This window comes from Phytobacter diazotrophicus (assembly GCF_052061655.1).
GTDB classification, from domain to species: Bacteria; Pseudomonadota; Gammaproteobacteria; order Enterobacterales; family Enterobacteriaceae; genus Phytobacter; species Phytobacter diazotrophicus.
Map to the genome: position 1 here is coordinate 1155118 of NZ_CM125428.1, position 26755 is coordinate 1181872.

Genomic DNA, 26755 nt, shown 5'->3' on the forward strand with positions numbered 1-26755 from the left:
TTATCCTGAAAGTGGTATCTTTTGCGCCACGGTTTTTGCACGACAGGGGTCACTATGACTGACAGTGAATTAATGCAACTAAGTGAGCGTGTAGGGCTGGCGCTCAAGGCGCGTGGGGCGACCGTCACCACGGCGGAGTCCTGTACGGGTGGCTGGGTGGCAAAAGCCATTACCGATATCGCCGGGAGTTCTGCCTGGTTTGAGCGTGGCTTTGTCACCTACAGTAATGAGGCCAAGTCGCAGATGATTGGCGTCAAGGCCGACACGCTCGCGGCACATGGCGCAGTGAGTGAACCCGTAGTGGTGGAGATGGCGATTGGCGCGCTAAAAGCCGCGCGGGCGGATTACGCTATCTCAATAAGCGGCATTGCCGGGCCGGACGGTGGCAGCGACAGCAAGCCTGTCGGCACCGTGTGGTTTGGGTTTGCCAGCGTTAGCGGGCAGGGCATTACCCGCCGCGAGTGCTTCGATGGAGACCGCGAAGCGGTGCGTCGTCAGGCGACGGTGTATGCGTTGCAAACACTGTGGCAACATTTTCTACAAAACACTTGATACTGTATGACCATACAGTATAATTGCGACAACAGAACAGAAATTCACGGCGGAGCATAGTCGCTTCACCTTGCATGACAGGAGTAATAATGGCTATCGACGAAAACAAACAAAAGGCGCTTGCGGCCGCACTGGGTCAGATCGAAAAGCAATTCGGTAAAGGCTCCATCATGCGTCTGGGTGAAGACCGTTCTATGGATGTCGAAACGATCTCCACCGGTTCACTTTCGCTGGATATCGCACTAGGTGCGGGCGGTCTGCCAATGGGCCGTATTGTTGAAATTTACGGACCAGAATCGTCCGGTAAAACGACGTTGACCCTCCAGGTTATCGCTGCGGCGCAGCGTGAAGGCAAAACCTGTGCGTTTATCGACGCCGAACACGCGCTGGACCCTGTATACGCACGTAAGCTGGGCGTTGATATCGACAACCTGCTGTGTTCTCAGCCGGATACCGGTGAGCAGGCGCTGGAAATCTGTGACGCGCTGGCACGCTCTGGTGCCGTTGACGTTATCGTTGTCGACTCCGTTGCGGCGCTGACGCCGAAAGCAGAAATCGAAGGCGAAATCGGTGACTCTCACATGGGCCTCGCGGCACGTATGATGAGCCAGGCGATGCGTAAACTGGCGGGTAACCTTAAACAATCCAACACGCTGCTGATCTTTATCAACCAGATCCGTATGAAAATTGGCGTCATGTTCGGTAACCCGGAAACCACCACCGGTGGTAACGCGCTGAAATTCTACGCCTCTGTGCGTCTGGATATTCGTCGCGTTGGCGCGGTGAAAGAGGGCGACAATGTGGTGGGTAGCGAAACCCGCGTGAAAGTGGTGAAAAACAAAATCGCTGCACCGTTCAAACAGGCTGAGTTCCAGATCCTCTACGGCGAAGGTATTAACTTCTACGGCGAGCTCGTTGACCTGGGCGTGAAAGAGAAGCTGATTGAAAAAGCGGGCGCCTGGTACAGCTACAACGGCGAGAAAATCGGTCAGGGTAAAGCGAATGCGACAAACTGGCTGAAAGAAAACCCGGCAACGGCGAAAGAAATCGAGAAGAAAGTGCGTGAGATCCTGCTCAGCAACCCTTCCTCCGGTGCCGATTTCTCGGTGGACGACAGCGGTGAAGGTGTCGAAGAAACCAACGAAGATTTCTGATAATCTGAATGACAATCAAGGGCTGCGGATGCAGCCCTTTTGTTTTTCAGAGTCTGCCAGGATTTAACCATGTCTGACAACACGCCCCGACGCTCCGCTTACGCCCGCCTGCTTGACCGCGCCTTACGCATTTTGGCCATGCGTGACCATGCGGAACAGGAACTTCGCAGAAAACTTACCGCCCCGGTTATGGGGAAAAATGGTCTGGAAAAAACGGATGCCACGCCGGAAGATGTCGATAAAGTCATTGCCTGGTGCATGGAAAATAACTACCTCGACGATGTGCGTTTTGCCCGTCAGTTCATTGCCAGCCGCAGTCGCAAGGGATACGGCCCTGCGCGTATCCGCCAGGAAATGGGCCAGAAGGGGCTGGCGCGGGATATCTGCGAAAGCGCGATGCGAGAATGTGATATCGACTGGTGCGAACTTGCCCGGGAACAGGCGCAACGCAAATTCGGCGAGCCGCTACCCGTGGCTTTTGCGGAGAAAGTAAAAGTGCAACGCTTTTTACTCTATCGCGGTTATTTACTGGAAGATATTCAGGAAATCTGGCGAAATTTTGCCGGTTGACCGCATACGGGATTTTACTTCGTAGTAAAGAAAACTTATCTTATTCCCACTTTTTCCAGTAGCGGGTTGCTGTCTGTCAAAGGGCAGTAACCCGTTACGACATTTCGTTAGCTTGATTTCAGGATAATTATGAGCAAGAGCACCGCTGAGATCCGTCAGGCGTTTCTCGATTTTTTCCATAGCAAGGGCCATCAGGTAGTTGCGAGCAGCTCCCTTGTGCCGAATAACGACCCGACTCTGCTGTTTACCAACGCCGGGATGAACCAGTTCAAGGACGTATTCCTTGGGCTCGACAAGCGTAATTATTCCCGTGCTACTACCGCGCAGCGCTGCGTGCGTGCGGGTGGTAAACACAACGACCTGGAAAACGTCGGTTACACCGCGCGCCATCATACCTTCTTCGAAATGCTGGGTAACTTCAGCTTCGGCGACTACTTCAAACACGATGCTATCCAGTACGCATGGGAACTTCTGACCGGTGATAACTGGTTCAAACTGCCAAAAGAGCGTCTGTGGGTAACGGTGTACGAAACCGACGACGAAGCCTACGAAATCTGGGAAAAAGAAGTCGGAATTCCGCGCGAGCGTATTATCCGTATCGGAGACAACAAAGGCGCGCCTTATGCTTCCGATAACTTCTGGCAGATGGGCGATACCGGTCCGTGCGGCCCTTGCACCGAGATTTTCTACGACCATGGCGACCATATCTGGGGGGGCCCTCCGGGAAGCCCGGAAGAAGACGGCGACCGCTACATTGAGATCTGGAACATCGTCTTTATGCAGTTCAACCGTCAGGCTGACGGTACCATGGAACCGCTGCCGAAACCGTCCGTTGATACAGGTATGGGGCTCGAACGTATCACTGCGGTGCTGCAACATGTGAATTCCAACTACGAAATCGACCTGTTCAGCAAACTTATCAAAGCGGTCGCTGATGTGACCGGCGCGACCGATTTGAGTAACAAATCCCTGCGCGTGATCGCGGACCATATTCGTTCCTGTGCCTTCCTGATCGCTGACGGCGTGATCCCGTCGAATGAAAACCGTGGCTATGTGCTGCGTCGTATCATTCGCCGTGCAATCCGTCACGGCAACATGCTGGGCGCGAAAGATACGTTCTTCTACAAACTGGTTGGGCCGCTGCTCGACGTTATGGGATCTGCCGGTGAAGAACTGAAACGCCAGCAAGCGCAGGTTGAGCAAGTTCTGAAAACCGAAGAAGAACAGTTTGCCCGTACGCTGGAGCGTGGCCTGGCGCTGCTGGACGAAGAGCTGGCGAAACTCAAAGGCGACACGCTGGATGGCGAAACCGCTTTCCGCCTGTACGACACCTATGGCTTCCCGGTGGATCTGACGGCTGACGTATGCCGCGAGCGTAATCTGAAAGTCGACGAAAAAGGCTTTGAAGCCGCAATGGAAGAGCAGCGTCGTCGTGCGCGTGAATCCAGTGGTTTTGGCGCTGACTATAATGCGATGATCCGTGTCGATGGCAGCTCAGAATTTAAAGGTTATGACCATCTGGAACTGACCGGCAAAGTGACCGCGCTGTTTGTTGATGGTAAAGCTGTGAATGCGGTGAACGCCGGTCAGGACGCTGTTGTGATTCTGGATCAGACCCCGTTCTATGCCGAATCCGGTGGTCAGGTGGGTGACAAAGGGGAACTGAAAGGCAACGGCTTTACGTTCACCGTCAATGATACGCAGAAATACGGCCAGGCGATCGGTCATCTGGGGCGCGTTGCCACAGGTTCACTGAAAGTGGGCGACGGCGTGAAAGCCGAAGTCGACGAAGCTCGTCGTCTGCGTATTCGTCTGAACCACTCTGCAACGCACCTGATGCATGCCGCACTGCGCGATGTGCTGGGGACGCATGTGGCGCAGAAAGGCTCACTGGTTAACGATAAGGCGCTGCGTTTCGACTTTTCACATTTCGAAGCGATGAAACCGTCTGAAATCCGTGCGGTAGAAGATCTGGTGAACGCGCAAATTCGCCGTAACCTGCCTATCGAAACCAACATCATGGATATCGACGCGGCAAAAGCCTCTGGCGCAATGGCGCTGTTTGGTGAGAAATATGATGACCGCGTGCGTGTTCTGCGCATGGGCGATTTCTCCACTGAACTGTGTGGCGGTACTCACGCATCGCGTACGGGCGATATCGGCCTGTTCCGCATTGTATCTGAGTCCGGCACTGCTGCGGGCGTCCGTCGTATTGAAGCGGTCACTGGCGAAGGCGCTATTGCGGCCCTGCATGCGCAAAGCGACCAGTTGCAGGATATTGCCCAGTTGCTGAAAGGCGATAGTGCCAATCTCGGTGACAAAGTCCGTTCCACGCTGGAGCGTACCCGTCAGCTTGAGAAAGAGCTGCAACAGCTCAAAGAACAACAGGCCGCTCAGGAAAGCGCAAGCTTGACCGGGAAGGCTGAGGATATCAACGGCGTTAAACTCCTTGTCAGCGTGCTGGAGGGTGTTGAACCGAAGATGCTGCGTACCATGGTCGACGATCTCAAGAACCAATTAGGTTCTGCCGTTATCGTTCTGGCCACAGTGGCAGAAGGTAAGGTTTCTCTGATTGCGGGTGTGTCTAAGGATGTGACCGACCGCGTTAAAGCAGGGGAGCTGGTTGGGATGGTTGCCCAGCAAGTGGGCGGTAAAGGTGGCGGGCGTCCAGATATGGCGCAAGCCGGTGGCACGGATGTGGCAGCACTTCCGGCAGCAATGGCCAGCGTAAAAGGCTGGGTCGGCGCGAAACTGTAAAAATTACAAAGCGAATAGCAGTCGCCATGGCCTTGTCGCCATGGCGTTCTTGCCACTACGCTATTGAAAACGATAAAGTCAGGTTGAAGTTGTGTATATCGGCTAAACTTACGTCTAACAGAATGTGATGCCGTGACTGCTTACACTTAACGTGTTTGTCATCGCTTACTTTTTGGCGTTATATGATGGAGAATGCCGGGATACAGAGAGACCCGACTCTTTTAATCTTTCAAGGAGCAAAGAATGCTGATTCTGACTCGTCGAGTTGGTGAGACCCTCATGATTGGGGATGAGGTCACTGTGACTGTTTTAGGGGTTAAAGGTAACCAAGTGCGTATTGGCGTTAACGCTCCTAAAGAAGTATCTGTTCATCGTGAAGAAATCTACCAGCGTATCCAGGCTGAAAAATCACAGCAGTCCAGTTATTGATATTACCGCGTCTCGCCGTTCCGGCGAGACGCAACATTTTTCCCCAATTCTCTCTCAATCGCGTTACCTTTTTATTTCACACTCTCTATTCTCACTTCTTTTTCTCAGCCTTTTGTCCGTACTGGCGTATGGGACGCATCGGTAATTTCTGCTGATAAAACATCCTTTTTGCACTTTTAACCGGCTAATTGTCTGCGAAGTGTGCAAACGATTCAGGGGCTGGAAAAATTGTTTGACTTATAAGTCCCAGAAAGTAATATGTGCGCCACGCAGCGACGATGAGCAGAAACAAGTTCTTCGAAGCACTCGTAAGAGGCGTGTGGTGAGGTGGCCGAGAGGCTGAAGGCGCTCCCCTGCTAAGGGAGTATGCGGTCAAAAGCTGCATCCGGGGTTCGAATCCCCGCCTCACCGCCATTTGCATCCATAGCTCAGCTGGATAGAGTACTCGGCTACGAACCGAGCGGTCGGAGGTTCGAATCCTCCTGGATGCACCATCTTTCTCAGTGTTGCGGCTTGTTGAGCAACATTGAATCGGTAGTAAAGCAGTAAATCCTGATGCATCCATAGCTCAGCTGGATAGAGTACTCGGCTACGAACCGAGCGGTCGGAGGTTCGAATCCTCCTGGATGCACCATCTTTCTCAGTGTTTCGGCTTGTTAAGCGACATTGAATCGGTAGTAAAGCAGTAAATCCTGATGCATCCATAGCTCAGCTGGATAGAGTACTCGGCTACGAACCGAGCGGTCGGAGGTTCGAATCCTCCTGGATGCACCATCTTCTCCGGAATAACATCAGTATTGTTGTTTCATGGTCTGCGTAATAATCGCCAGCACCAGGGAAGATAACGTTGCGTCAGCAACGGCCCGCAGTGCGTCATCCTCCTGGATGCACCCTCATTTGTCAGGTAGCGCTTCAAGAGCGGTATTTGATATCAGCAGTAAAGCAGTAATCCCGATGCATCCATAGCTCAGCTGGATAGAGTACTCGGCTACGAACCGAGCGGTCGGAGGTTCGAATCCTCCTGGATGCACCATCTTCTCCGAAATAACGTCACTATTGTTGTTTCATGGGCTGCGAGTTAATCGCCAGCACCAGGGAGGATAACGTTGCGTCAGCAACGGCCCGTAGGGCGAACGTAGTGAGTCATCCTCCTGAATGCACCATCTTCTCCGTCTTCTTATCATTCGTACACATTTTTCACGTATGCTTTTTCCTTCCCTGACAGATTTTTATTGGCAGGTTATTCTTTCCTCTATAATTTATCTGCTCGTAACGATGTAAATTGAGTAAGGCGAAGGCAAGGAGAGATATCATGAAAGGGTACAAAGCTATTTCTGCGTTTTGCGCAATGTTACTTGTCGCACTGACCCTGAGCGGTTGTGCGGGCTCATCTAAAAAGGAAAGCACCGGCGGCTATATAGACGACACCGTCGTGACAACTAAAGTCAAAACCGCGCTCTTCAATGATAAAAACATTAAATCTTCGGAAATCAGCGTTGAAACCTTTAAAGGGCGTGTGCAACTGAGTGGTTTTGTCTCCTCGGCTGAAAGTGCTAAGCGCGCGGTGGAGGTCGCTCGCCGGGTTCCGGGCGTGCGGGTGGTCGAGAACGATTTGAGGATCAAATAATCTTCCGCAAAACACAAAGACGCCCCAGGGCGTCTTTGTTGTCTCTACGTCCGGCAGCGACAAAAATCTTTGTTTACGATAAAGTAACGTTTTGTTATCCGCTCGATGAGAACACGATGTACGAACGTTACGATGGTCTGATTTTCGATATGGATGGCACCATCCTGGATACCGAACCGACTCACCGTAAAGCCTGGCATGAGGTGCTGGGGCATTATGGTCTGCGTTACGATATACAGGCGATGATTGCGCTGAACGGTTCTCCTACCTGGCGCATCGCCCAGTCGGTAATTGAACTCAATCAGGCCGATCTTGACCCTTATGCGCTCGCACGTGAAAAAACAGAAGCGGTAAAAGCGATGCTTCTGGATACCGTTCGTCCGCTACCGCTGATTGATGTTGTCAAAGAGTGGTATGGTCGCCGTCCGTTATCGGTCGGGACGGGGAGCGAAAGCGCGATCGCCGAAGCACTGTTATCCCATCTTGGTCTGCGTCACTATTTCGCTGCCGTGGTTGCAGCCGATCATGTAAAAAACCATAAACCGGCGCCTGATACTTTTTTGCTCTGTGCGGAAAAAATGGGTGTCGCACCGGAAAGATGCGTGGTTTTTGAGGATGCGGACTTTGGCCTGCAGGCGGCACGCGCGGCCGGGATGGAAGCTGTGGATGTGCGCCTGTTGTGAGTGAAGCGCTTTCTCTTGTTTCACTGTTTGCCAGCAGTTTTCTTAGCGCCACCTTGCTTCCAGGTAACTCAGAGGTGGTGCTGATTGCTATGCTGCTTTCCGGCCTTAGTCAGCCGTGGTTACTCGTATTAATAGCAACAATGGGTAATAGCCTTGGAGGGTTGACTAACGTTATTCTTGGGCGTTTCTTTCCAATGCGTGAAAAGTCGCGCTGGCAAGAAAAAGCAACAGGTTGGCTAAGACGCTATGGTGCAGCCACACTGTTATTAAGCTGGATGCCTGTAATCGGCGATTTGCTGTGCCTGCTGGCGGGATGGATGCGCATTCCCTGGGGGCCGGTCGTGTTTTTTTTGTGCCTTGGGAAAGCGTTGCGCTATGTGATTGTCGCGATGGCAACGCTCCAGGGGATGACGTGGTGGCACTAATTGGACTGAGTGAGTGACCTTTAATCGTCAACCATTACAATTATGCTTAATAAAATGAATATTACAGGCGGGAGGTCAATTTGATCCCGGACGTATCACAGGCATTGTCCTGGCTGGAAAAAAATCCTCAGGCTCTAAAGGGGATTCAACGTGGTCTTGAGCGCGAAACGCTGCGCGTCAAGGCAGATGGCACGCTGGCAACCACCGGCCATCCGCACGCCCTTGGTTCCGCGTTGACCCATAAATGGATTACGACAGATTTTGCCGAAGCATTGCTGGAGTTTATTACTCCGGTAGACGGTGATATTCAGCATATGCTGACCATCATGCGTGATATTCACCGCTTTGCTGCTCGTGAAATAGGCGATGAGCGCATGTGGCCGCTCAGCATGCCGTGCTATATCGAAAACGGCCAGGATATCGAACTGGCGCAGTATGGCTCGTCAAATATTGGTCGTCTGAAAACACTGTACCGTGAAGGCTTGAAAAACCGCTATGGCGCGTTGATGCAGACCATTTCAGGCGTGCATTACAATTTTTCGCTGCCGATGGCCTTTTGGGAAGCCAAATGTGGGGAAACTGATAAAGAATCCGTTTCTGACGGTTACTTCCGTCTGATCCGTAACTATTACCGTTTTGGTTGGGTCATTCCGTATCTGTTTGGCGCGTCCCCGGCGATTTGCCCCTCTTTTCTGCAGGGCAAACCTTCGACGCTGCCTTTCGAGAAAACCCCTGGCGGCATGTATTATCTGCCGTATGCCACTTCGCTGCGTTTAAGTGATCTGGGGTATACCAATAAGTCACAAAGCAATCTTGGTATCACCTTTAACAACCTGTCTGATTATGTCGTGGCGCTGAAACGCGCGATTAAAACGCCCTCTGAGGAATACGCGAAGATTGGTCTGAAAAAAGACGGTAAGTACCTGCAGATCAATACTAATATCCTGCAGATTGAAAACGAACTTTATGCCCCGATTCGCCCGAAACGCGTAACGCGTAGCGGTGAATCGCCGTCAGATGCGCTGTTGCGCGGCGGAATTGAATATATTGAAGTGCGTTCGCTGGACATCAATCCGTTCACCCCGATTGGCGTGGATGAGCAGCAGATCCGTTTCCTCGATCTGTTTATGGTCTGGTGTGTGCTGGCGGATGCACCGGAAATGAGTAGCGATGAGCTTCTGTGTACGCGTAAAAATTGGAATCGCGTGATTCTGGAAGGGCGTAAACCAGGCCTGACGCTGGGAATGGGCTGCGAAACGGCGCAATTCCCACTACCACAAGTCGGGAAAGATCTGTTCCGTGACCTTAAACGTGTCGCGCAGACGCTTGATGGACTGTATGGCGGCAACGATTATGAGCAGGTTTGCGATGAACTTCTGGCCTGTTTTGACAACCCGGAACTGACATTCTCGGCGCGCATTTTGCGTTCTATGCTTGATAAAGGTATTGGCGGTACGGGCAAAGCGCTCTCAGAAGAGTATCGTTCTATGTTGCGTGAAGAACCGCTGGAAATTTTGCGCGAAGAGGATTTCAGAAAAGAGTGCGATGTATCCTGGGCGCGCCAGAAAGACGTTGAAGCGTCGGACACTGAAACATTCGAGGCGCTGGTCGCGAGACACGCCTGACAGAAAAGAAAAAGGCCACATTACTGTGGCCAAAATATTCATCTCTGAAAACAGGGATGATGATAACAAATGCGCGTCTTTCATATACTCAGACTCGCATCTGAATGAAGAGTTCATTTTATTTTAAAAAAAATCACTGCGGAGGTGACTAAATGCCATTGTTGGATAGCTTCACTGTCGATCATACCCGTATGGAAGCGCCTGCGGTTCGTGTTGCAAAGAGCATGAACACTCCCCATGGCGACGCCATTACCGTTTTTGACCTGCGTTTCTGCGTGCCTAACAAAGAAGTTATGCCGGAAAAAGGTATCCATACGCTGGAGCACCTGTTCGCAGGTTTCATGCGTGATCATCTGAACGGGAATGGCGTGGAGATTATCGACATCTCCCCGATGGGGTGCCGTACTGGCTTCTATATGAGCCTGATCGGTACGCCTGATGAGCAACGTGTGGCCGATGCCTGGAAAGCGGCGATGGCTGACGTCCTGAAAGTGCAGAACCAGAATCAGATTCCGGAACTTAACGTCTATCAGTGCGGCACATATCAGATGCACTCTCTGAGCGAAGCGCAGGACATTGCGCGCCATATTCTCGAAAAAGACGTGCGTGTAAATAGCAATGAAGAGCTGGCGCTGCCGAAAGAGAAACTGCAGGAACTGCACATCTAGTGCGAATGTTCCCTCTCCCAACGGGAGAGGGATGGGCAAAGGAGGTTAAGCGATGTCTACTGCCTTAACCTTCTCCTTTACCCATCGCCCTCTGGTCCCCTTTGCCCATGATTATGAACACGGAGAAAGCGAGCCGTGGCATCAGCATGAGTGCGCCCAATTGCTGCATATCTTAAGTGGCGTCGTCCGGGTGGACACGGCATCAGGTAGTTGGGTTGTACCGCCAGGGCGCGGCGTCTGGTTGCCTGCCGGAACGCAACATGCGATTCGCATTACGGGCAAAGTTGCCGCACGCACGCTGTTTATTGACCCACTTGCCCGCGCGGATTTACCCGCCTCCTGCCAGATTGTGCAAATCACACCGCTGCTACGCGAGCTGATTGTCGCCTCGTTTTCTCTTGCCGAAAAATATGCGCCGGCCAGTCGTGATGAGCACGTTTATGAGCTGATACTCGATGAAATCCGCGGTATGCGCGTGCTGCCCTTTTTCTTGCCGGAGCCGGAGAGTGAGGTGCTGAAAAATCTGTGTCTGCGCATTCGCGAGTCGATAGCCCAGCCCTGGAGCAGCGCACAGGCGGCGGCGCTGATCGGCATGAGTGAAAAGACCCTTAACCGCCATTTTCAACGGCAAACGGCGCTAACTTATGGCGAATGGGTTCGGCAGGCAAAGCTGATGGAAGCGCTGGTCAGGCTTGCGCAAGGTCACTCAGTGCTGCGTGTCGCGCTGGATCTGGGATACGGCAGCCATAGTGCATTTACGGCGATGTTTCGCCGGGTGATGGGGATATCACCCAGCGATTATTTCCGCGCACCGGAAAATGAGTGATGTCAGCTCAGCGCATTCAGTAACGCCTGTAAAGATGCCCTCGCAACATCATTATCGATACCCACCCCCCAGCTTCCACTACCGTCCGGATACAGACAGTGAATGTAGGCCACAGAGCGGCTGTCGCTACGTTCTCCGAGCGTATGTTCGTGATAATCCTTAATACTGAAAGGCTTCTTAAGCAACTGGCTTAGCGCGCCGGCGGCGGCAGACAGTAATCCATTGCCCTGACCTTCGATTTTACGATGGATCCCCTGTAGCAGTAATGTGGCCTGCAAATGTAACTGACCATCCTGACGGCTTTCGCTTTTATAATCCACCAGGGCCAGCGCAGGCTGCGCAACCAGACCGTAGCGCTGGCGGAAGAGCTGCCACAGCGCATTTTGCGTCATCTCTTTACCGTGGCTGTCCGTTTCGCGCTGCACATGCTGGCTAAAATCCTGCTGTAACGCGCGGGGTAATTTCAGCCCATGATTTTGCTCAATCAGCCACGCGCTACCGCTCTTACCGGACTGGCTGTTCACGCGGATCACCGCTTCGTAGGTACAACCAATGTCCTGCGGATCGACGGGCAAATAGGGCATCTCCCAGCGCTCGTCAGCTTTGCGGGCATCGAAGCCTTTTTTAATCGCATCCTGATGCGATCCAGAAAAAGCGGTATAAGCCAGGCGCCCGGCCCACGGGTGACGTGGGTGAACGGGCAACTGATTACAGTTTTCCACCACATCGACCACCTGCTGCATATTGCTGAAATCGAGTTCCGGGGAGATACCCTGGCTATAAAGGTTCATCGCCAGCGTAACCAGACAAACATTGCCGGTGCGTTCGCCATTACCGAACAGACAGCCTTCAACGCGATCGGCACCTGCCAGCAGCGCCAGCTCAGCACTTGCCACGCCAGTTCCGCGATCGTTATGCGGATGCACGCTGATACTCACCGCCTCGCGACGGCTAAAGTTGCGGCAGAAATATTCAATCTGATCGGCGTAAACGTTGGGGGTGTTCACTTCCACCGTTGCGGGCAGATTAATGATCATGGGTCGTTCCGTTCCAGGTTCCCATACATCGGCTACAGCTTCACAGATTTCCAGCGCAAATTCTGGTTCGGTAAAACAGAAGGTTTCCGGGGAATACTCGTATTGCCAGCGGGTCTGTGGATGCTGTTCGCAAAGTTGACGAATGAGCCGTGTAGAACGTACCGCAAGGGCGATCACGTCGGCCTTTTCCATGCCAAACACCAGCTTGCGAAACAGCGGTGCCGTCGCATTGTAGAGGTGAATGGTGGCGCTGTGCGCTCCCGTCAATGAAGCGAAGGTTCGGTGAATCAGATCCTCGCGCGCCTGGGTCAATACCTGGATAGTGACATCCTGGGGAATGCGGTTTTCTTCAATCAACTGGCGTACAAAGTTAAAATCGGTTTGTGATGCAGACGGGAATGCTACTTCGATCTCTTTGAAACCGCAGGCGAGAAGCAGATCCCAGAATTGCAACTTACGCTCACTGTCCATTGGCTCTGCCAGTGCCTGGTTGCCATCGCGCAGGTCTGTAGAGAGCCAGCGTGGCGCGTGGATTTGTTGCTTTTCAGGCCAGCGACGATCGGGTAACGAAATCGGCGTATAGGGGCGGTATTTTTGTGCAGGGTTTTTAAGCATTGTCTTCTCCTTTTGTCTATGAATTATCCTGGCGGCAGACGAGAAACGATGCTTTAGCGCAGCGGACAGAAACTACTGAGAAACGGACAATCTGGCTGTCAATAACCGGGGTAAAATCCCTGAAACCTGTACGCATACTTTGTTTATTACACCATTCATGAATTGTATTCTGCGATTGGTGTATTTTTATTATAAATATTATTCGGCTTTAAATGTTTTCTCTGAATGATTTTATTGACAAGATTCGGATTGCTAACCATCTGTTTAATTTCTGCTTATTGTCATTTCCTTTCTGTCGTGGTAGGTTCTATTTTTCTTATTTTGTGGTTGATAACCAAACGGGAATGAATGTATTCATATTATGGATGCATTTACAGGGGATATTATGCTCAGGTATGAGGCTATTATGCGGTCATCACACGTCAGATTAATAATAATGACACTCGCACTACTGCTGGCAGGGTGTTCAGCGAAAAAATCATCGATACCTCTGACTTCAATATCGGGAAAGCAGAATGAAGTTCAGTGCTATCAAATGTTTACGGCATTGAAGTCACTCGATAACGCATCCTTCAAAAAGTACCAGCAACAATTCAGTGTTATCAATAATAATTATGCCATATATAAAAAGAATCAATCTCTTATAGATGGGAATTCTTCTGAGATCTTTAAGCTTGAGCTAAATAATAAGGTTGATATTGTTTGTGCTCGTGTGCGTAGCGCCGTGTTTGCCAATATGTCAAGGCGTGCAAATGAATTGAATAAATTATGAGAAAATTATTATCTGTTGCTGTAATAATGTCGGGTGTGATTTTCTCAGATATGGTTAAGGCTGACTCAACGTTATTAATTGAACGGCTTCAGCAAGAAGGGATGCTGGCACCCGAACCGAATATTCTGTTTAAAAATGCGGGTGAAAAATCGCAAAGTACTACGCCTGCTGTTCCTCTGATAACGCCTTCTGCACCTGCAACGCAGGTACAAAGTACCGCAGGCGTCAAAAAGAGTGCCGCGCAACAATCGGAACTCAGTAACCTTAAACGAAAGCTCAGTTCTATGCAGCGTGAGTTGCAGGCACTTCGTAAGCAGAATGAATCACTCAAAAATCGACAGCCAGGCCTGTTAACGGAACAGGACGAAGCGTTCAGAGATGAAAATAAACAGCTACACCAGCAGCTAATAGCGAGTGAGAAACAGTTGGCTGAAAATGCGCGTCGCTATGAAAAACAGGTTGGCGTGCTGACCGCGCGAGCAGAAGAATTACAGACGCTGATGACCCGCCTTCAGCTGGCTGCCAATGAGGCCACCAGCCAGAAGGCGTTGCTGGAGCAGCAACTGGCGAAGCAGTCTGGCAGCGATAAAGCGCTGGCGATGCAGCGGGCGGAGGCTGAAAAGCTGCGCACCCAGCTTGCGGCAGCGAATGAGAAAACCACGACGCTTGGCAAGAATATCGCCGAACTGGAGAAAACCGCGCAGGCGAATACCGCGCGCACCGCCACGCTCGAGCAGAGCCTGAAAGAGGCCACCAGCCAGAAGGCGCTGCTGGAGCAACAGCTGGCGAAGCAGTCCGACAGCGATAAAGCGCTGGCGACGCAGCGGGCGGAGGCTGAAAAGCTGCGCACCCAGCTTGCGGCAGCGAATGAGAAAACCGCAACGCTTGGCAAGAATATCGCAGAACTGGAAAAAACCGCGCAGGCGAATACCGCGCGCACCGCCGCACTCGAACAGAGCCTGAAAGAGGCCACCAGCCAGAAAGCGCTGCTGGAGCAGCAACTGGCGAAGCTGTCCGACAGCGATAAAACGCTGGCGACGCAGCGGGCGGAGGCTGAAAAGCTGCGCACCCAGCTTGCGGCAGCGAATGAGAAAACCACGACGCTTGGCAAGAATATCGCCGTACTGGAGAAAACCGCGCAGGTGAATACCGCGCGCACCGCCGCACTCGAACAGAGCCTGAAAGAGGCCACCAGCCAGAAAGCGCTGCTGGAGCAGCAACTGGCGAAGCTGTCCGACAGCGATAAAGCGCTGACTACTCAACTTGAGCAAGCCAGTAAACAAAACAGCGAACAGCTCGCTCAGCTTAATACAGCCAAAGACAAGATCGCAGAACAGTTCGCACGTCTTGCTAAACTTGAGCAGCAGGCCAAAAAAGCCGACGAAGAGAAAAAGCAGGCGCTGGACAGTCTGTCAACATTACAGAAAGAACACGATGCGACTTCCCTTGAACTGGTTAAAGCAAAGCAGTCTGCCTACTCACTGAAAAAGCACAAGTCTGAGGAGGCAAAAATAAACTATGCCTACGGTGCGTATTACGCGGTTAAGGTTCTCTACGAATTCAAAGTACTGGAGAATGCCGGGCACAAGTTCTTACCTTTGGCCTTCCAGCAGGGGTTCAAAGATAAGCTCGCCAACACGATGCAACTGAGCGAAGACGAAGTTGGTCAGACTCTTACTCGTTTTGATCAGCAGGTGAGTGCGGCGAACGAGCGAGAAAGGGTGCGTAACAAAAAACAGAGCATCCAGTTTGTTGCGCAGGCTGCGAAAGTCAAAGGAGCTGAGCGGACCCATAACGGCGTGGTTTACCAGGTCATAAATAGAGGCAAAACACCGCTGTTAACCGCAAGCGATACGGTTCGTTTCCGTCTTGATGAGAAAATCAGTACCGGAAAGAGCATCTCTGTCGGCGAAGTACGAATTGGTATGGTGAGTAAGCTTCCGGAATTAATGCAGCAAGGTGTTCTGCGTGTTGGCAATGGAGGCAAGGTCAGGATCACTGTCCCCAGTGAACTTGCCTATGGTGAACAGGGGATACCCGGTTCTGTGCCACCAGGCGTGGCCTCAGAGATAACCCTCGAAATTCTTGGCATCGTGAAATAACAAAAGAAGCGCCTCCTGACTGGAGGCGCTTAGGTTATGCATCCGTGACCCGGTACTCAACGCAATGTGCTTCATCGGACTGGGGAACCTCAAGCCTGGACGACATGCGCAGAATGACCTCTTCCGGTACGGCATGCTGGCGATTGGCATTCTGCGTTTTCCATTGCGGCCAGGGCACTTCCAGATAAACAATTTTTACCCTCGCCCCGTAAGCCGTGAACAGACTGATAAGCTGAGTTCGCAGTTGCCGACTGATGTTTGTTGCATTCCACACGAAGGGCGTTTTTTGCCGCAAAAGCACGCGCGCTTCCTCTTTCGCCAATTGTACGACTTGCCCGGTTGCTGAGCGATCGGCGGGGCTTACGCCCAGTCGCCTGCGAATATCATCCAGGCTTATGACGGCCAACCCTTTGCAATGTTCGCTGATATAGCGATCTTTCCCCATTCCGGGCAGCGCGCTAAGCAAGGTCACCTCGAAGGACTCCGTGTCCCAGGGCACGAAATCTGCCGGGCTGTTCTCATGCGTCAGGTAATGCCAGCGTGCGGTATCGGATACAAAGGGGCGCGCTTGCCCCCAGCAGTGCTGCTCCTGACAAAAGAGCTCAAACAAAGCAATGCGATCAAGCATTTCCTGTTTGTCCTCGCAATGACGCCCCTCCATGTCGGCACGCGCGAGCAATGCCAGAAGCCGAGTGTCAATTCGCATCGCAGCGCTCAGCAGTAAGCGCTCAGGCGACGGACGTTCCAGCAGCCATAAGGGGAGGCCATGCAGACGCACCAGCGCTGCAATCTGCTCGCGCAGGGCAAATGGCGTCGGGATGTCACGCCACAAAATTTGCCGTGCAGTGAGCTCACCTTTGCGGGCATGGCCAGGCGAGTGGATACGTCCGTCATCGTCCTGGTGCGTGGTACTGCGCTTTTCGACATCGTGCAGGAGCGCCGCGGCCCACATGATTTCCTGCTGCTGGCGTGGCAGTTGCTGATACGCATCCATTTCCGTCAACGCATTGAGGACCATCTCGGTGTGGATCCCCACATTGCCTTCCGCATGGTGAAAGGGATCCTGTGGAACCTGATGCATCTCTTCCACCCAGTTAAAACGCTGGCGTAAAGTGGCCCAGTTTTTGTCTTCGCTTAGCTGCCAGATCATCGCTTGCCTCCTGCCGCAAACTCATACGCCATACGAGCGCGTTGCCAGTTGCGCTTCCAGTGCTCGGTGGTTTTCACATGATTTTTGCGCACAAACTTGAAGACATTATGCGCAAATTCATCAACAGGAAATTCTTCACTGTTGCGGGTGACCACACCTTCGAGCGTACACGGCTTGCCGGTCTGGGTATCCCAGGGCGCAAATGCGCCACTGCCGGTTGTGAGCGCCAGAAACTCACGCTGCCACGCCTTTTCATCATTCCCTGGTTGTGGGCCTTTCATCTCTGGTACGCAAGGAAAATCAAAGAGCGAAGCATAAAATTTGACCTCCTCCCAGCTTAACCAGACGTCCCGGCAGCGGATCGCAAAGAGGAAGAAATCGTGCTCCAGCGCGTGATACTCAATGGAATGGACGGCGTAAAGATTCTCACCAAAGAGTTCGAGATCGCCGAGATCGTTTTTCAGCAATTGCCAGCGCTGGCGAATCTTATGTGTCCATGCGGATTGGGTAGGCGCAGCGTGCGAGCGCGCAAAAACGCCATAGCGGTTCAGGCAGTTATTCTCACCGTCCAGCTTTTCCGTATGGACCAGCGACGCGATAGATTGCACATCACGCCAGTAATCGGCATTGATGCGGTCATCGCTGGTGGTGCCAGGGGAGAAAGGATAGTGCCAGGTTCTCCCGTATTTTCGTTGTGAATTCATGATAATCCATTACTTTTTGTATAATTATTGTTCGCCCGCGCGGCGTGCGAATGCCAGGTTGAGTGGGTTAAAAATGTGAGGTTAACAATCACCCGCAAAAGGGGTGGACGACGTCAGAGGGATAAACAACCTGAGCGCGTTGCTCAGAACCGGTTAGGGTGAATGGAAGATTTCGGGGCGGGCGTAAAGATACACGCGTTATGATGATAAAACAACCACCTGCGAGTGCGGGCATAAAAAAGGGATCCGAAGATCCCTCAGGTGAAAGCTTTTTTCTGCCGGAATGAGCGGTGCCTAGTGCGCACCACCACCACCGCCGCCAGCACCAAACGGCGGTCTGGCAAACCACACAAGGCCCAGCAAGACCAGGAATACCGCGGCCGACATCCAGAAAATCTCATTGGCGGAAATAATCAGCCCCTGATTGGTGATTTGCTGGGCTATCCAGCCGGATGCCTGCTGCTGTGACATCCCCAGCCCCTGCAGCTGGTTATACATTTCCTGCGCGTTCGGGTTGTAAGGGTTTACTGACTCGGTCAGTTGCGCGTGATGCATCGATTCCCGGTTGGTCCACATGGTGGTGGTGATCGATGTCCCGATGGAACCTGCCAGCGTTCGGGCAAAGTTCGACAGGCTCGACGCCGCCGCCAGACGTTCCGGCGGCAGACCGGACAGGGTAATCGTCGTCAGTGGCATAAAGAAGCAGGCCACGGCGAAACCCTGAATAAATTGCGGCCACGCGGAAGCGCCAAAATCCATTCCCGGCTCAAAGGTATATGCACGCCAGTAGAAGCAGACGGCGTACATAATAAAGCTGAATGTAACCAGCCTGCGCATATCGAGCTTATGGGCAAAACGACCAATGATCGGCGACAGCAGGACCGGGATCACCCCAACTGGCGCAGAGGCGAGCCCCGCCCATGTCGCGGTGTAGCCGTAAACTTCCTGCAATAGCTGCGGCAACAGAACAATCGCGCCGAAATAGAGCATATAGGCGAGACTGATACACAAACAGCCGATGGTAAAATTCCGCGACTTAAAGAGCGACAGGTCAACTATCGGGTTCTCATCCGTCAACTCCCACACCACAAGAAAGCTTATCGCCACCACGGCGACAATGGTCAGGATGATGATCTCGCGGGAGTTGAACCAGTCCAGCTCTTTACCCTGGTCGAGCATCACCTGCAGGCTACCGATACCAATCACAAGTAACGCCAGGCCCACACCGTCGATACGGCGCTGTTCGGTGCGTGTTTCACGGCCACGCAGCGATTGCAGAGTCAGCAGTACGACCAGTACGCCGATAGGGACGTTGATAAAGAAGATCCAGCCCCAGTGGTAGTTATCACTGATATAACCGCCGAGGATCGGGCCGCAAATGGGGGCTACGATCACCGTCATCGACCACAGCGCCAGCGCAATGGAACGTTTAGCGGGCGGGTAGTTACTCAGCAACAGACTCTGGGAGAGTGGAATCAACGGCCCGGCGACAATCCCCTGAATGACGCGGAAGAAGATCAGCATGCTCAGGCTATTGGAGACACCGCATGCCCAGGAGGCAATAGCAAAAGCGACCGTAGACCAGAGGAACAGTTTGACCTCACCCACACGCTTCGCCAGCCAGCCGGTTATCGGAATCGAGATGGCGTTTGCCACCCCGAAAGAGGTGATAACCCAGGTACCCTGGCTCAGGGAAGAGCCAAGGTTGCCGGCAATCGTTGGGATCGCGACGTTAGCAATGGTGGAATCCAGCACCTGCATGAAGGTCGCCAGTGACAGCGCAATGGTCATAATGACCAGTTGCGCTCCTTCCAGCGGTTTTCTCTGTTGCATTACGCGTACCTCGGATTAACCCGCGTTGGCCTTCACGATATTTTCAATCAGGGTATTGACCGGTTTCAGGTCAAGCTCACGTGCGTTGCTCTCATAGGCCGGGCTGGTGCGAACCTGGCTAGACAGTACCTGGCCGTCACGGTTGGTGGTATCAACATTGACCAGCGTAGAGAGGCCAATACGCAACGGGTGATCGCTCAACTGTTTTGCATCGAGTTCGATACGTACCGGCAGGCGCTGAACCACTTTGATCCAGTTACCGGTGGCGTTCTGGGCCGGAAGCAGAGAGAAGGCGCTACCTGTACCCATATCCAGACCCACCACTTTGCCGGTGTATTTCACTTCATCACCGTAAAGATCGCTGACGACGGTAGCTGTCTGGCCGATACGCATATGCGCAAGCTGAGTTTCTTTGAAGTTTGCGTCCACCCACAAACCCGTGGCCGGTACGACGGCCATCAGTGAGGTTGTCGGGCTTATCTGCGCGCCAGGCTGAACGGCACGGCGAGAGACATAACCGGTGATCGGACTGACAATTTTGGTACGTTGCAGCGCAAGCCAGGCGTTACGCAGTTCAGCGGCGGCCTGTTTTACCGCAGGCTGATCTTCCAGACGGGTATCCAGGATCATCGCCTGATTGGCGTTATATTGCTGAATAGCAACATCCAACTGCGCCTGTGCGGTGGCGACAGCATCACGCGCATGTTGCAGCTCTTCACGGCCAATTAAGTTGGCGTTGCCCAGCGGCACACGGCGATTTAAATCCGTTTGCGCCTGAGCCAGAGCGGTACGTTGCAGTTCGATGCTTGCCTGAAGCTGCTTGCCGTTGATCATCAACTGACGCGTCTGGCGAACGCTTGAGGCCAGCGCGGTCTGCGCTTTTTCAAATGCCTGTTGGGCATCGGTAGCATCGAGGGTGACCAGCACATCCCCTTGTTTGACGTAGTCGGTGTTGTCAGCCCAGACTTTCGTCACGCTGCCGGATACCTGCGCCATGATTTGAACCTGGTTCCCTGCCACGTAGGCGTCATCGGTTTCCTCAAAATGACGCAGTACTAAAAACCAATAAATCCCATATGCCACGGCAATAACAATAAAGAGCAAGGTCAACAGCAGAAGGGCGCCTTTGCGTTTGCCTTTCTTTTTGACCGGTTGCTGCGGGGTTTGACTCTCCGCATTTGCGCTCATGCTTTTCTCCACGATCTTATTATTTCATATCGGCAAGGCCGACCTGTTTTGTCAGAAAGGCCAGCAGTGTGACGTGCCGGCCTGACGGAATTCTTATTCAATCTGGATGTTCGAGCGGATCTCAGCGTTAGCGCAGCGCCTCAAGGATGGTGCCGTCTTCGTCCATTTGATCCAGGCGAGTGAGCAACTTGCGTGTGATGTGCTCGAGTTGGTCTTTTTCAGCGGTAGTCAGCGAAGACCAGAGTTGGTGCAGACAGTTGTGCTGCGGTGGCAGAACCTGACGCAGGAATTCATGTCCTTTATCGGTCAACTGCAGATGCAGGCAGCGACGGTCATTGTCGCTTTCACGGCGTTCAATCCAGCCGCGTTTTTCCAGTTCATCGGCGATACGGGTCGCATTGGTGCGGGAAGAGCCTAGCGCGCTGCTCAGTTCCGATGGCTGAATACTGTGATTTTCCTGCGACTCCAGGGTGATTAACGCCATAAATAATGTTTCGTTAATCCCTTGAGCTTTCAGCATTTTGTTGCGGTTTTCCAGCAGTTTGCCCTGCATGTGCATACACAGGCGGGTGAGCAGAATTTCCTGGAACGGGAAATCTTCATAGCGGCTGGCGCGGAATTTAAGCATTTGTTCAATGGGCGTAAACGAACTATCCATTTGGGCATAACCTCATTAATTGCAGTCGATATAGTAACGACAGTGACAAATAAAGTAAATGTATTATTTTCTCTAATAAATTTGCTTTAGTTATGGGACTGTCAGTAATTTCCAGACGATTCCGTAAGCGAGCGCGCGCAATAATCCAGCAAGAATCAGGCTGCGCGTTTTCCAGAAACGCAGCCCCAGAAAGATAAATAAAACGTTAACGCAGCCCGTAAGGGGCGCGGCGGGGATGGAGAACAGAGTGACGCGGGAGATGAACTCGCCGGGTGGCGAAAAATCTGGCTTCGTGGCATTCAGGCCGAATGGGAATGCCACAGGAACGTAACGTAATACGTCAGGAAGACGGTTTCTGAACCCTTCCGGAAAGGTTGCAAGTGCAACGGGGAAGGGGTCGGTTGTTGTATCTCTACTATCCATAGTATTTGTTAAATATCACCCACGTTAAAATCACCGGGATAAATAAGTCGCATAACCATATCAGACTCAGGGGCACCTTAACACCCCGGTTTTTTGGTGTTGCGACCTGGCGTGGGCGGGATTTTATTCTGCTTTTTGCGGGGGCTGATAGCCTCGCCACCAGACCAACAGGTTAAGGGCAGCGAAACTGCCACCTGCAATACTCACCCCGGTCCAGCCTGCATGTTGCCATGCCGATGCGGAGATAAGGGATCCGGCCGCGCCACCGACGAAATAACTGGTCATATAACCGGCGGTCAGGCGGTTACGGGCTTCGGGTTTGAGACGATAAATGACGGTCTGGTTGGTGATGTGGACACCCTGTACGGTCAAATCCAGTACCAGAATTCCGACGATCAGCGCCAGCACCGAGCTTTGGCCCCAGGCAATCGCCAGCCAGGAGAGAAGCAGTAACCCCAGTGAGACGGTGGTGGTCAGGTGAGCTTTGCCTTTGTCCGCCAGGCTACCAAAAGGACGCGCGCCCAGTGCGCCTGCGGCGCCTACCAGGCCAAACAGCCCGATCACTCCCTCTGAGAAGTTAAAGGGTGGCGAGGCGAGCAGGAAGGCCATCGAGGTCCAGAGAATGCTGAAATTGGCGAAGGAGAGGCAGCCCAGCAGGGCACGGGTGCGCAGTACTCTCTCTTTGGCAAACAGGGTGAAGATCGATCCCAGAAGCTGTGGGTAATTCAGGTGATTGTCCTGTTTGACCTTTGGCAGACCACGCCATAGTGCAATCGCCATGATAACCATCAGCACGCTGGCTACCCAGTAGACCGTGCGCCAGCCGCCGAGGCTTGCCAGCAATCCGGCAACGGTTCGCGCCAGCAGAATGCCAAGCAGCAGGCCACTCATTATGGTGCCGATGACTTTGCCTCTTTTTTCCGGCGCGGCAAGGGTGGCGGCCAGCGGAACGAGGATTTGCGCCACCACTGAGAAAAGGCCCGTCAGCGCGGTTCCAAGAACCATCATCCCAAGCGTGGTGCTGCTGGCCGTGATCAACATGCCCCCCGCAGCCAGCAGGGTCATGGAGACGATAAGCCGTCTGCGCTCAAACATATCCCCCAGGGGAACCAGGAACAGCAAGCCTGCGGCATAGCCGAGTTGGGCCGCGGTGACAATAAAGCCAGCCTGATTGGGAGAAAGCGCGAAGGCGCGGGCAATCGCATCGAGCAGCGGCTGCGCGTAATAGTTACTGGCGACGGATAGACCGGTGGCGACGGACATGAGCGCGATCAGCGCCGGGCTAAGCCCTTGATGTTGTTTGGTCATTTTTCTGTGACTGATTCATTAGCTGATTATTTTCGTGGATATCAATAATAACTAATGAAGAGAAAAAGGTGGGAGGGATCGCGTGTCGCTTAGTGCGGTTAAGAATTTGTGCGGTTTATTGCCCTCACCCCGCAGGGGCGAGGGGACCGATAGTGCTCGTATTATTTTGTGGGATTCCTTTCCCACGGGGAGAGGGAGAAAACCGAGGGGAAGGGCGACTAAAAGCCAAACCCTTACTTCTGCGCGGCCAGCGCCTCTTTCACCCAACCGTCAAACTGCTGCTGGTGGGCTTTGATCCAACCATCAACATGACCCTGAATATCCGCTTCGGAGGCGTGACCGGCGTGCATCATCGCATTCTGCGCATTGATATCAGAAATCGGCAGCTTCATTACGGAAAACAGTTTCGCCGCCGCCGGGTTTTTCTCGGCCCAGGCTTTATTGGCGACAATGTGCATTGTGTTCACCGGGAAGCCGTAGTTCATACCGTTAGGCAGTTTGGTGTCGATATTTTTCTGCTCGCCCGGCAGAGAAGAGAATGGCACCTGCAGCCAGACCACATCTTTCCCCGGTTTCAGTACGTCACTAACCCAGTACGGCGTCCAGGTGTAATAGAGCACCGGTTTGCCTTCTTTAAAGCGAGTAATGGTATCGGCCATCATCGCCGCGTAATTGCCCTGGTTATGCACCACGGATTTACTCAGGCCAAAGGCGTCAATCTGGTGGTTGATCACCGCTTCACAGCCCCAGCCCGGCGTACATCCTGTCAGGTCTGCTTTCCCGTCGCCGTTGGTATCAAACAGTTTGGCAATGTTGGGATCTTTAAGTTGATCGATGCTTTTAATGTTGTACTTCTCAGCGGTCTTCTTATCGATCAGATACCCCTGCGCTGCGCCGGTAACGAAATCCCCCTCGCGGTAGAACTTTTTATCTCCGCCGGCCGCCGCGTACATATCATCATGCAGTGGTTGCCAGTTCACGGCGGTAAAGGTCACATCGCCCGCCGCCAGTGAGGTGTAACCGACGTTGTAGTCCACTTCGCTGGGCTTGTTGACGGTATAGCCGAGTTTTTCCAGCCCACGGCTGACCAGCAGGGTCTGGAATGTTTCTTCAGAGATAGTGCTCTGGAAAGGTTGTACGGTGATGCCTTTGCCGGGCAGGTCGGCCGCAAATGCGCTGGTGGAGACAAGGGTGGCAAACGCTGTGGCGAGAATAATGTTCTGTCGCATCGTTGTTATTCCTTCAATTTTAGGTAGGACTCAGTAGGCCCGGAGCGCGTGTCTCCGGGCGAGCTACATCGTTATTTAATGAACGGGCGAGTAATCAACCCAAGTGGGCCGGTGCTGTACCAGCGACGATTACCCCGGCTGCGGGCATCGCGACCCATCGCCTGTGTCAGGCGGTCGAGGATGATGGCGAGGATAACAATCCCCACGCCACCGACGGTTGCCAGCCCCATATCGAGACGGCCAATACCGCGAAGTACCATCTGACCAAGTCCACCGACGGCGATCATCGATGCGATCACTACCATGGAGAGGGCAAGCATAAGCGTCTGGTTGATCCCCGCCATAATGGTGGGCATGGCCAGTGGTAACTGTACTTTGAACAACATCTGGCGCGGGCTGGCGCCAAATGAACGTGATGCTTCAATTAAATCTTCCGGCACCTGGTTAATACCCAGGATGGTCAAACGCACCACCGGCGGCAGGGCGAAAATAATCGTCACCACCACGCCCGGCACATTGCCGATACCAAACAGCATCACAATCGGCACCAGGTAGACAAACGCAGGCGTTGTCTGCATGGCGTCGAGCAACGGACGGATGATCTTCGCCGCACGTTCACTGCGCGCCAGCCAGATGCCAAGCGGTAGCCCGATAATGATGCAAAACAGCAGGGCGGTCAGCACCAGTGCCAGCGTGACCATCGCCTGCGACCAGGCGCCAATGGCACCGATCAAAATCAGTGACACCAGTGCCGCGACGCCCATTCCTGCGCTGCTAATCTGCCAGGCGATCAGTGAAAAGACGATGATCGCGACCGGTGCAGGCATCCCCAACAGCAATTGCTGGAAGGCGCTTAAGATGTAATCCACCGGGACACGGATGCCCTGGAACACCGGGCGGAAGTGCGTCACCACCCAGTCGATCCCCTGTGTGACCCAGCTATCCAGAGGGATCAGCGTCTTATGGAAGGGATCCATAATATTAAAATGCTCCGGCGCAGGTGCCGGGGCATTGGCGAGCCAGTCGGCACCGCCGCCATCCGTTGGTGCGGGGGCGGGTGATGATCCCCATGCATCAGCCGATTGTGCCGCGCTGTCGGTTGCCGGTGCGCTCTCCCACGGGTTATTTTGATCAGCCATTGTTTGCTCCCTCGCGATCTAAAGCCTGTAGCAGCATCCGTTTGGAGATGATGCCGACGTATTGTTGTTCTTCACCGACCACCGGTACCGCGCAGGGTGCCTGGCCAACATGAGAGAGCAACTCGCTGAGCGGCGTTTCCGCGTCCACGGCAAGCGGGGAGTCGATTAACGCCGCATCGATCCCCTGATTCTGGCTTAGCGCCGTTTTCAGAGAGTCGATGGAGACAATGCCAACAAATTTATTACCGCGTTCAATCACATAACCATATTCACGGTCTTCATCCTGCAACATCTTCAGCGCTGAACGTGGGCCAAAACCTGGCGTTCTGCGAATAAGGCCGACCGGCGTGCGGCGGGCAATATCTTTTGCGCTGAATACCTGGCTAATATCCACGCCACGGAAGAAGGTTCGCACATAATCATTCGCCGGATTATTCAGAATTTCATCCGGTGTTCCGACCTGAACAACTTCGCCGTTTTGCATAATGGCAATCCGATCGCCAATACGCATTGCTTCATCCAGATCGTGGGAAATAAAGACCACAGTGCGTTGATGGCGCGACTGTAATTTCACCAGTTCATCCTGCATCTCGGTACGAATTAATGGATCGAGCGCCGAGAAGGCTTCGTCCATTAATAAGATATCGGGATTAATCGCTAATGCGCGAGCGAGACCTACGCGCTGGCGCATACCACCAGAGAGTTCATCCGGATAAGCGTGGGCATAATTCTCCAGCCCGACCTGACGCAATGCGTCTAAGGCTTTTTCCTGACGCTCACTGGCGCTCGCGCCCGCTAATTCCATGCCAAACGCAGTGTTATTTAACACTGTCATATGCGGCATTAGCGCGAATGACTGGAAGACCATCGCAATCTTTTTCCTGCGCACCTCACGGAGTTCGGCATCTGATATTTTGGCGATATCCACGCCATCAATCAGTACCTGTCCGCGGGTGGGTTCAATCAGGCGATTGAGAAGGCGTACCATTGTGGACTTACCCGAACCGGATAATCCCATGATGACAAATATCTCGCCTTCTTCAATGGCCAGACTGGCGTCTTTAACGCCAAGCGATAGCCCTGTTTTTTCCAGAATTTGTTCTTTCGAAAATCCCTTTTCAATATATTTGAAAGCTCGCTGCGGATGCTCGCCAAATACTTTATATAGGTTTTTAACTTCTAATTTAATTGCCATGCAATAGAACGTTTCCTGTTATTTATTTATGTCGATATGTTACCTGATGCGAATAATTGACCGCGTATACCCTAGCATACTGAGAT

24 protein-coding genes and 5 tRNA genes are annotated in these 26755 nt (G+C 52.9%); 18 read left to right on the forward strand and 11 right to left on the reverse strand.

The window, feature by feature from the left end:
- Positions 1-54 precede the first annotated feature (54 nt).
- From pncC to ACS0RQ_RS05635, 16 genes are all read left to right on the forward strand, one after another.
- On the forward strand, positions 55-552 hold the full coding sequence (gene pncC / locus ACS0RQ_RS05560; RefSeq protein WP_271850008.1) for a nicotinamide-nucleotide amidase: 498 nt from the start codon (positions 55-57) through the stop codon (positions 550-552).
- A gap of 89 nt (positions 553-641) precedes the next feature.
- On the forward strand, positions 642-1706 hold the full coding sequence (gene recA / locus ACS0RQ_RS05565; RefSeq protein ID WP_039077622.1) for a recombinase RecA: 1065 nt from the start codon (positions 642-644) through the stop codon (positions 1704-1706).
- 69 nt (positions 1707-1775) lie between these two features.
- Entirely contained in the window at positions 1776-2276 is a 501-nt protein-coding gene (recX, locus tag ACS0RQ_RS05570; RefSeq protein ID WP_079497810.1) for a recombination regulator RecX, read from the forward strand.
- A 129-nt stretch (positions 2277-2405) separates the two neighbouring features.
- Positions 2406-5033, forward strand: coding sequence for an alanine--tRNA ligase (gene alaS / locus ACS0RQ_RS05575; protein WP_039077620.1), 2628 nt, complete (start codon positions 2406-2408; stop codon positions 5031-5033).
- Positions 5034-5276: 243 nt separating this feature from the next.
- Complete coding sequence (gene csrA, locus ACS0RQ_RS05580) at positions 5277-5462, forward strand: carbon storage regulator CsrA (RefSeq protein WP_000906486.1); 186 nt, start codon at positions 5277-5279, stop codon at positions 5460-5462.
- Positions 5463-5783: 321 nt separating this feature from the next.
- A tRNA-Ser gene (locus ACS0RQ_RS05585) sits at positions 5784-5876 on the forward strand.
- A gap of 3 nt (positions 5877-5879) precedes the next feature.
- Positions 5880-5956: transfer RNA gene (locus ACS0RQ_RS05590), tRNA-Arg, on the forward strand.
- Positions 5957-6019: 63 nt separating this feature from the next.
- A tRNA-Arg gene (locus tag ACS0RQ_RS05595) sits at positions 6020-6096 on the forward strand.
- Between the two features lie 63 nt (positions 6097-6159).
- Positions 6160-6236: transfer RNA gene (locus ACS0RQ_RS05600), tRNA-Arg, on the forward strand.
- Between the two features lie 182 nt (positions 6237-6418).
- Positions 6419-6495: transfer RNA gene (locus tag ACS0RQ_RS05605), tRNA-Arg, on the forward strand.
- A gap of 279 nt (positions 6496-6774) precedes the next feature.
- The gene (locus ACS0RQ_RS05610) at positions 6775-7089 is read left to right on the forward strand and encodes a BON domain-containing protein (RefSeq protein ID WP_039077619.1); all 315 of its coding nucleotides are present in this window, start codon (positions 6775-6777) and stop codon (positions 7087-7089) included.
- 116 nt (positions 7090-7205) lie between these two features.
- Positions 7206-7772, forward strand: a complete 567-nt coding sequence (gene yqaB / locus ACS0RQ_RS05615; protein ID WP_271850007.1) for a fructose-1-phosphate/6-phosphogluconate phosphatase — start codon at positions 7206-7208, stop codon at positions 7770-7772.
- Complete coding sequence (locus ACS0RQ_RS05620; RefSeq protein WP_271850006.1) at positions 7769-8197, forward strand: YqaA family protein; 429 nt, start codon at positions 7769-7771, stop codon at positions 8195-8197. Before yqaB ends, ACS0RQ_RS05620 begins: the two co-directional genes overlap by 4 nt.
- Before the next feature lie 80 nt (positions 8198-8277).
- The gene (gshA, locus tag ACS0RQ_RS05625; RefSeq protein ID WP_271850005.1) at positions 8278-9822 is read left to right on the forward strand and encodes a glutamate--cysteine ligase; all 1545 of its coding nucleotides are present in this window, start codon (positions 8278-8280) and stop codon (positions 9820-9822) included.
- A gap of 152 nt (positions 9823-9974) precedes the next feature.
- The gene (luxS, locus tag ACS0RQ_RS05630) at positions 9975-10490 is read left to right on the forward strand and encodes an S-ribosylhomocysteine lyase (protein ID WP_039077615.1); all 516 of its coding nucleotides are present in this window, start codon (positions 9975-9977) and stop codon (positions 10488-10490) included.
- A 52-nt stretch (positions 10491-10542) separates the two neighbouring features.
- Positions 10543-11316 carry an AraC family transcriptional regulator gene (locus ACS0RQ_RS05635; RefSeq protein WP_271850004.1) on the forward strand — a complete coding sequence of 258 codons (774 nt, stop codon included), beginning with the start codon at positions 10543-10545 and terminating at the stop codon, positions 11314-11316.
- Positions 11317-11318: 2 nt separating this feature from the next.
- On the opposite strand, the gene leuA is transcribed toward ACS0RQ_RS05635, so the two are convergent.
- Positions 11319-12968: a 2-isopropylmalate synthase gene (leuA, locus tag ACS0RQ_RS05640; RefSeq protein WP_271850003.1), complete on the reverse strand. Its 1650-nt coding sequence runs from the start codon at positions 12966-12968 to the stop codon at positions 11319-11321.
- Between the two features lie 436 nt (positions 12969-13404).
- On the opposite strand from leuA, the gene ACS0RQ_RS05645 reads away from it, so the two are divergent.
- Together ACS0RQ_RS05645 and ACS0RQ_RS05650 are read left to right on the forward strand one after the other, a co-directional pair.
- Positions 13405-13740, forward strand: coding sequence for a YuaE family lipoprotein (locus ACS0RQ_RS05645; protein ID WP_271850002.1), 336 nt, complete (start codon positions 13405-13407; stop codon positions 13738-13740).
- Positions 13737-15842: an FKBP-type peptidyl-prolyl cis-trans isomerase N-terminal domain-containing protein gene (locus tag ACS0RQ_RS05650; protein WP_271850001.1), complete on the forward strand. Its 2106-nt coding sequence runs from the start codon at positions 13737-13739 to the stop codon at positions 15840-15842. The genes ACS0RQ_RS05645 and ACS0RQ_RS05650 overlap by 4 nt, the downstream gene beginning before the upstream one ends.
- A gap of 34 nt (positions 15843-15876) precedes the next feature.
- Here ACS0RQ_RS05650 and ACS0RQ_RS05655 read toward each other — a convergent pair whose 3' ends face one another.
- The 10 genes from ACS0RQ_RS05655 to proV form a co-directional block, all read right to left on the reverse strand.
- Positions 15877-16992 (reverse strand): AAA family ATPase, encoded by a 1116-nt coding sequence (locus tag ACS0RQ_RS05655; RefSeq protein WP_271850000.1) that lies wholly within the window; start codon positions 16990-16992, stop codon positions 15877-15879.
- Entirely contained in the window at positions 16989-17696 is a 708-nt protein-coding gene (locus ACS0RQ_RS05660; protein WP_271849999.1) for an RNA ligase family protein, read from the reverse strand. The genes ACS0RQ_RS05655 and ACS0RQ_RS05660 overlap by 4 nt, the downstream gene beginning before the upstream one ends.
- Positions 17697-17990: 294 nt before the next feature.
- Positions 17991-19529 (reverse strand): multidrug efflux MFS transporter permease subunit EmrB, encoded by a 1539-nt coding sequence (gene emrB / locus ACS0RQ_RS05665; RefSeq protein WP_039077609.1) that lies wholly within the window; start codon positions 19527-19529, stop codon positions 17991-17993.
- Between the two features lie 15 nt (positions 19530-19544).
- Positions 19545-20717: a multidrug efflux MFS transporter periplasmic adaptor subunit EmrA gene (gene emrA, locus ACS0RQ_RS05670; RefSeq protein WP_039077608.1), complete on the reverse strand. Its 1173-nt coding sequence runs from the start codon at positions 20715-20717 to the stop codon at positions 19545-19547.
- Between the two features lie 127 nt (positions 20718-20844).
- On the reverse strand, positions 20845-21375 hold the full coding sequence (gene mprA, locus ACS0RQ_RS05675) for a transcriptional repressor MprA (RefSeq protein ID WP_047369148.1): 531 nt from the start codon (positions 21373-21375) through the stop codon (positions 20845-20847).
- Between the two features lie 90 nt (positions 21376-21465).
- Positions 21466-21798 carry a hypothetical protein gene (locus ACS0RQ_RS05680; protein WP_271849998.1) on the reverse strand — a complete coding sequence of 111 codons (333 nt, stop codon included), beginning with the start codon at positions 21796-21798 and terminating at the stop codon, positions 21466-21468.
- 123 nt (positions 21799-21921) lie between these two features.
- The gene (locus ACS0RQ_RS05685; RefSeq protein WP_271849997.1) at positions 21922-23106 is read right to left on the reverse strand and encodes an MFS transporter; all 1185 of its coding nucleotides are present in this window, start codon (positions 23104-23106) and stop codon (positions 21922-21924) included.
- 233 nt (positions 23107-23339) lie between these two features.
- Complete coding sequence (gene proX, locus ACS0RQ_RS05690; RefSeq protein ID WP_039077604.1) at positions 23340-24335, reverse strand: glycine betaine/L-proline ABC transporter substrate-binding protein ProX; 996 nt, start codon at positions 24333-24335, stop codon at positions 23340-23342.
- A 71-nt stretch (positions 24336-24406) separates the two neighbouring features.
- On the reverse strand, positions 24407-25474 hold the full coding sequence (proW, locus tag ACS0RQ_RS05695) for a glycine betaine/L-proline ABC transporter permease ProW (protein WP_039077603.1): 1068 nt from the start codon (positions 25472-25474) through the stop codon (positions 24407-24409).
- Positions 25467-26669, reverse strand: a complete 1203-nt coding sequence (gene proV, locus ACS0RQ_RS05700) for a glycine betaine/L-proline ABC transporter ATP-binding protein ProV (RefSeq protein ID WP_271849996.1) — start codon at positions 26667-26669, stop codon at positions 25467-25469. The genes proW and proV overlap by 8 nt, the downstream gene beginning before the upstream one ends.
- Between the last annotated feature and the right edge of the window lie 86 nt (positions 26670-26755).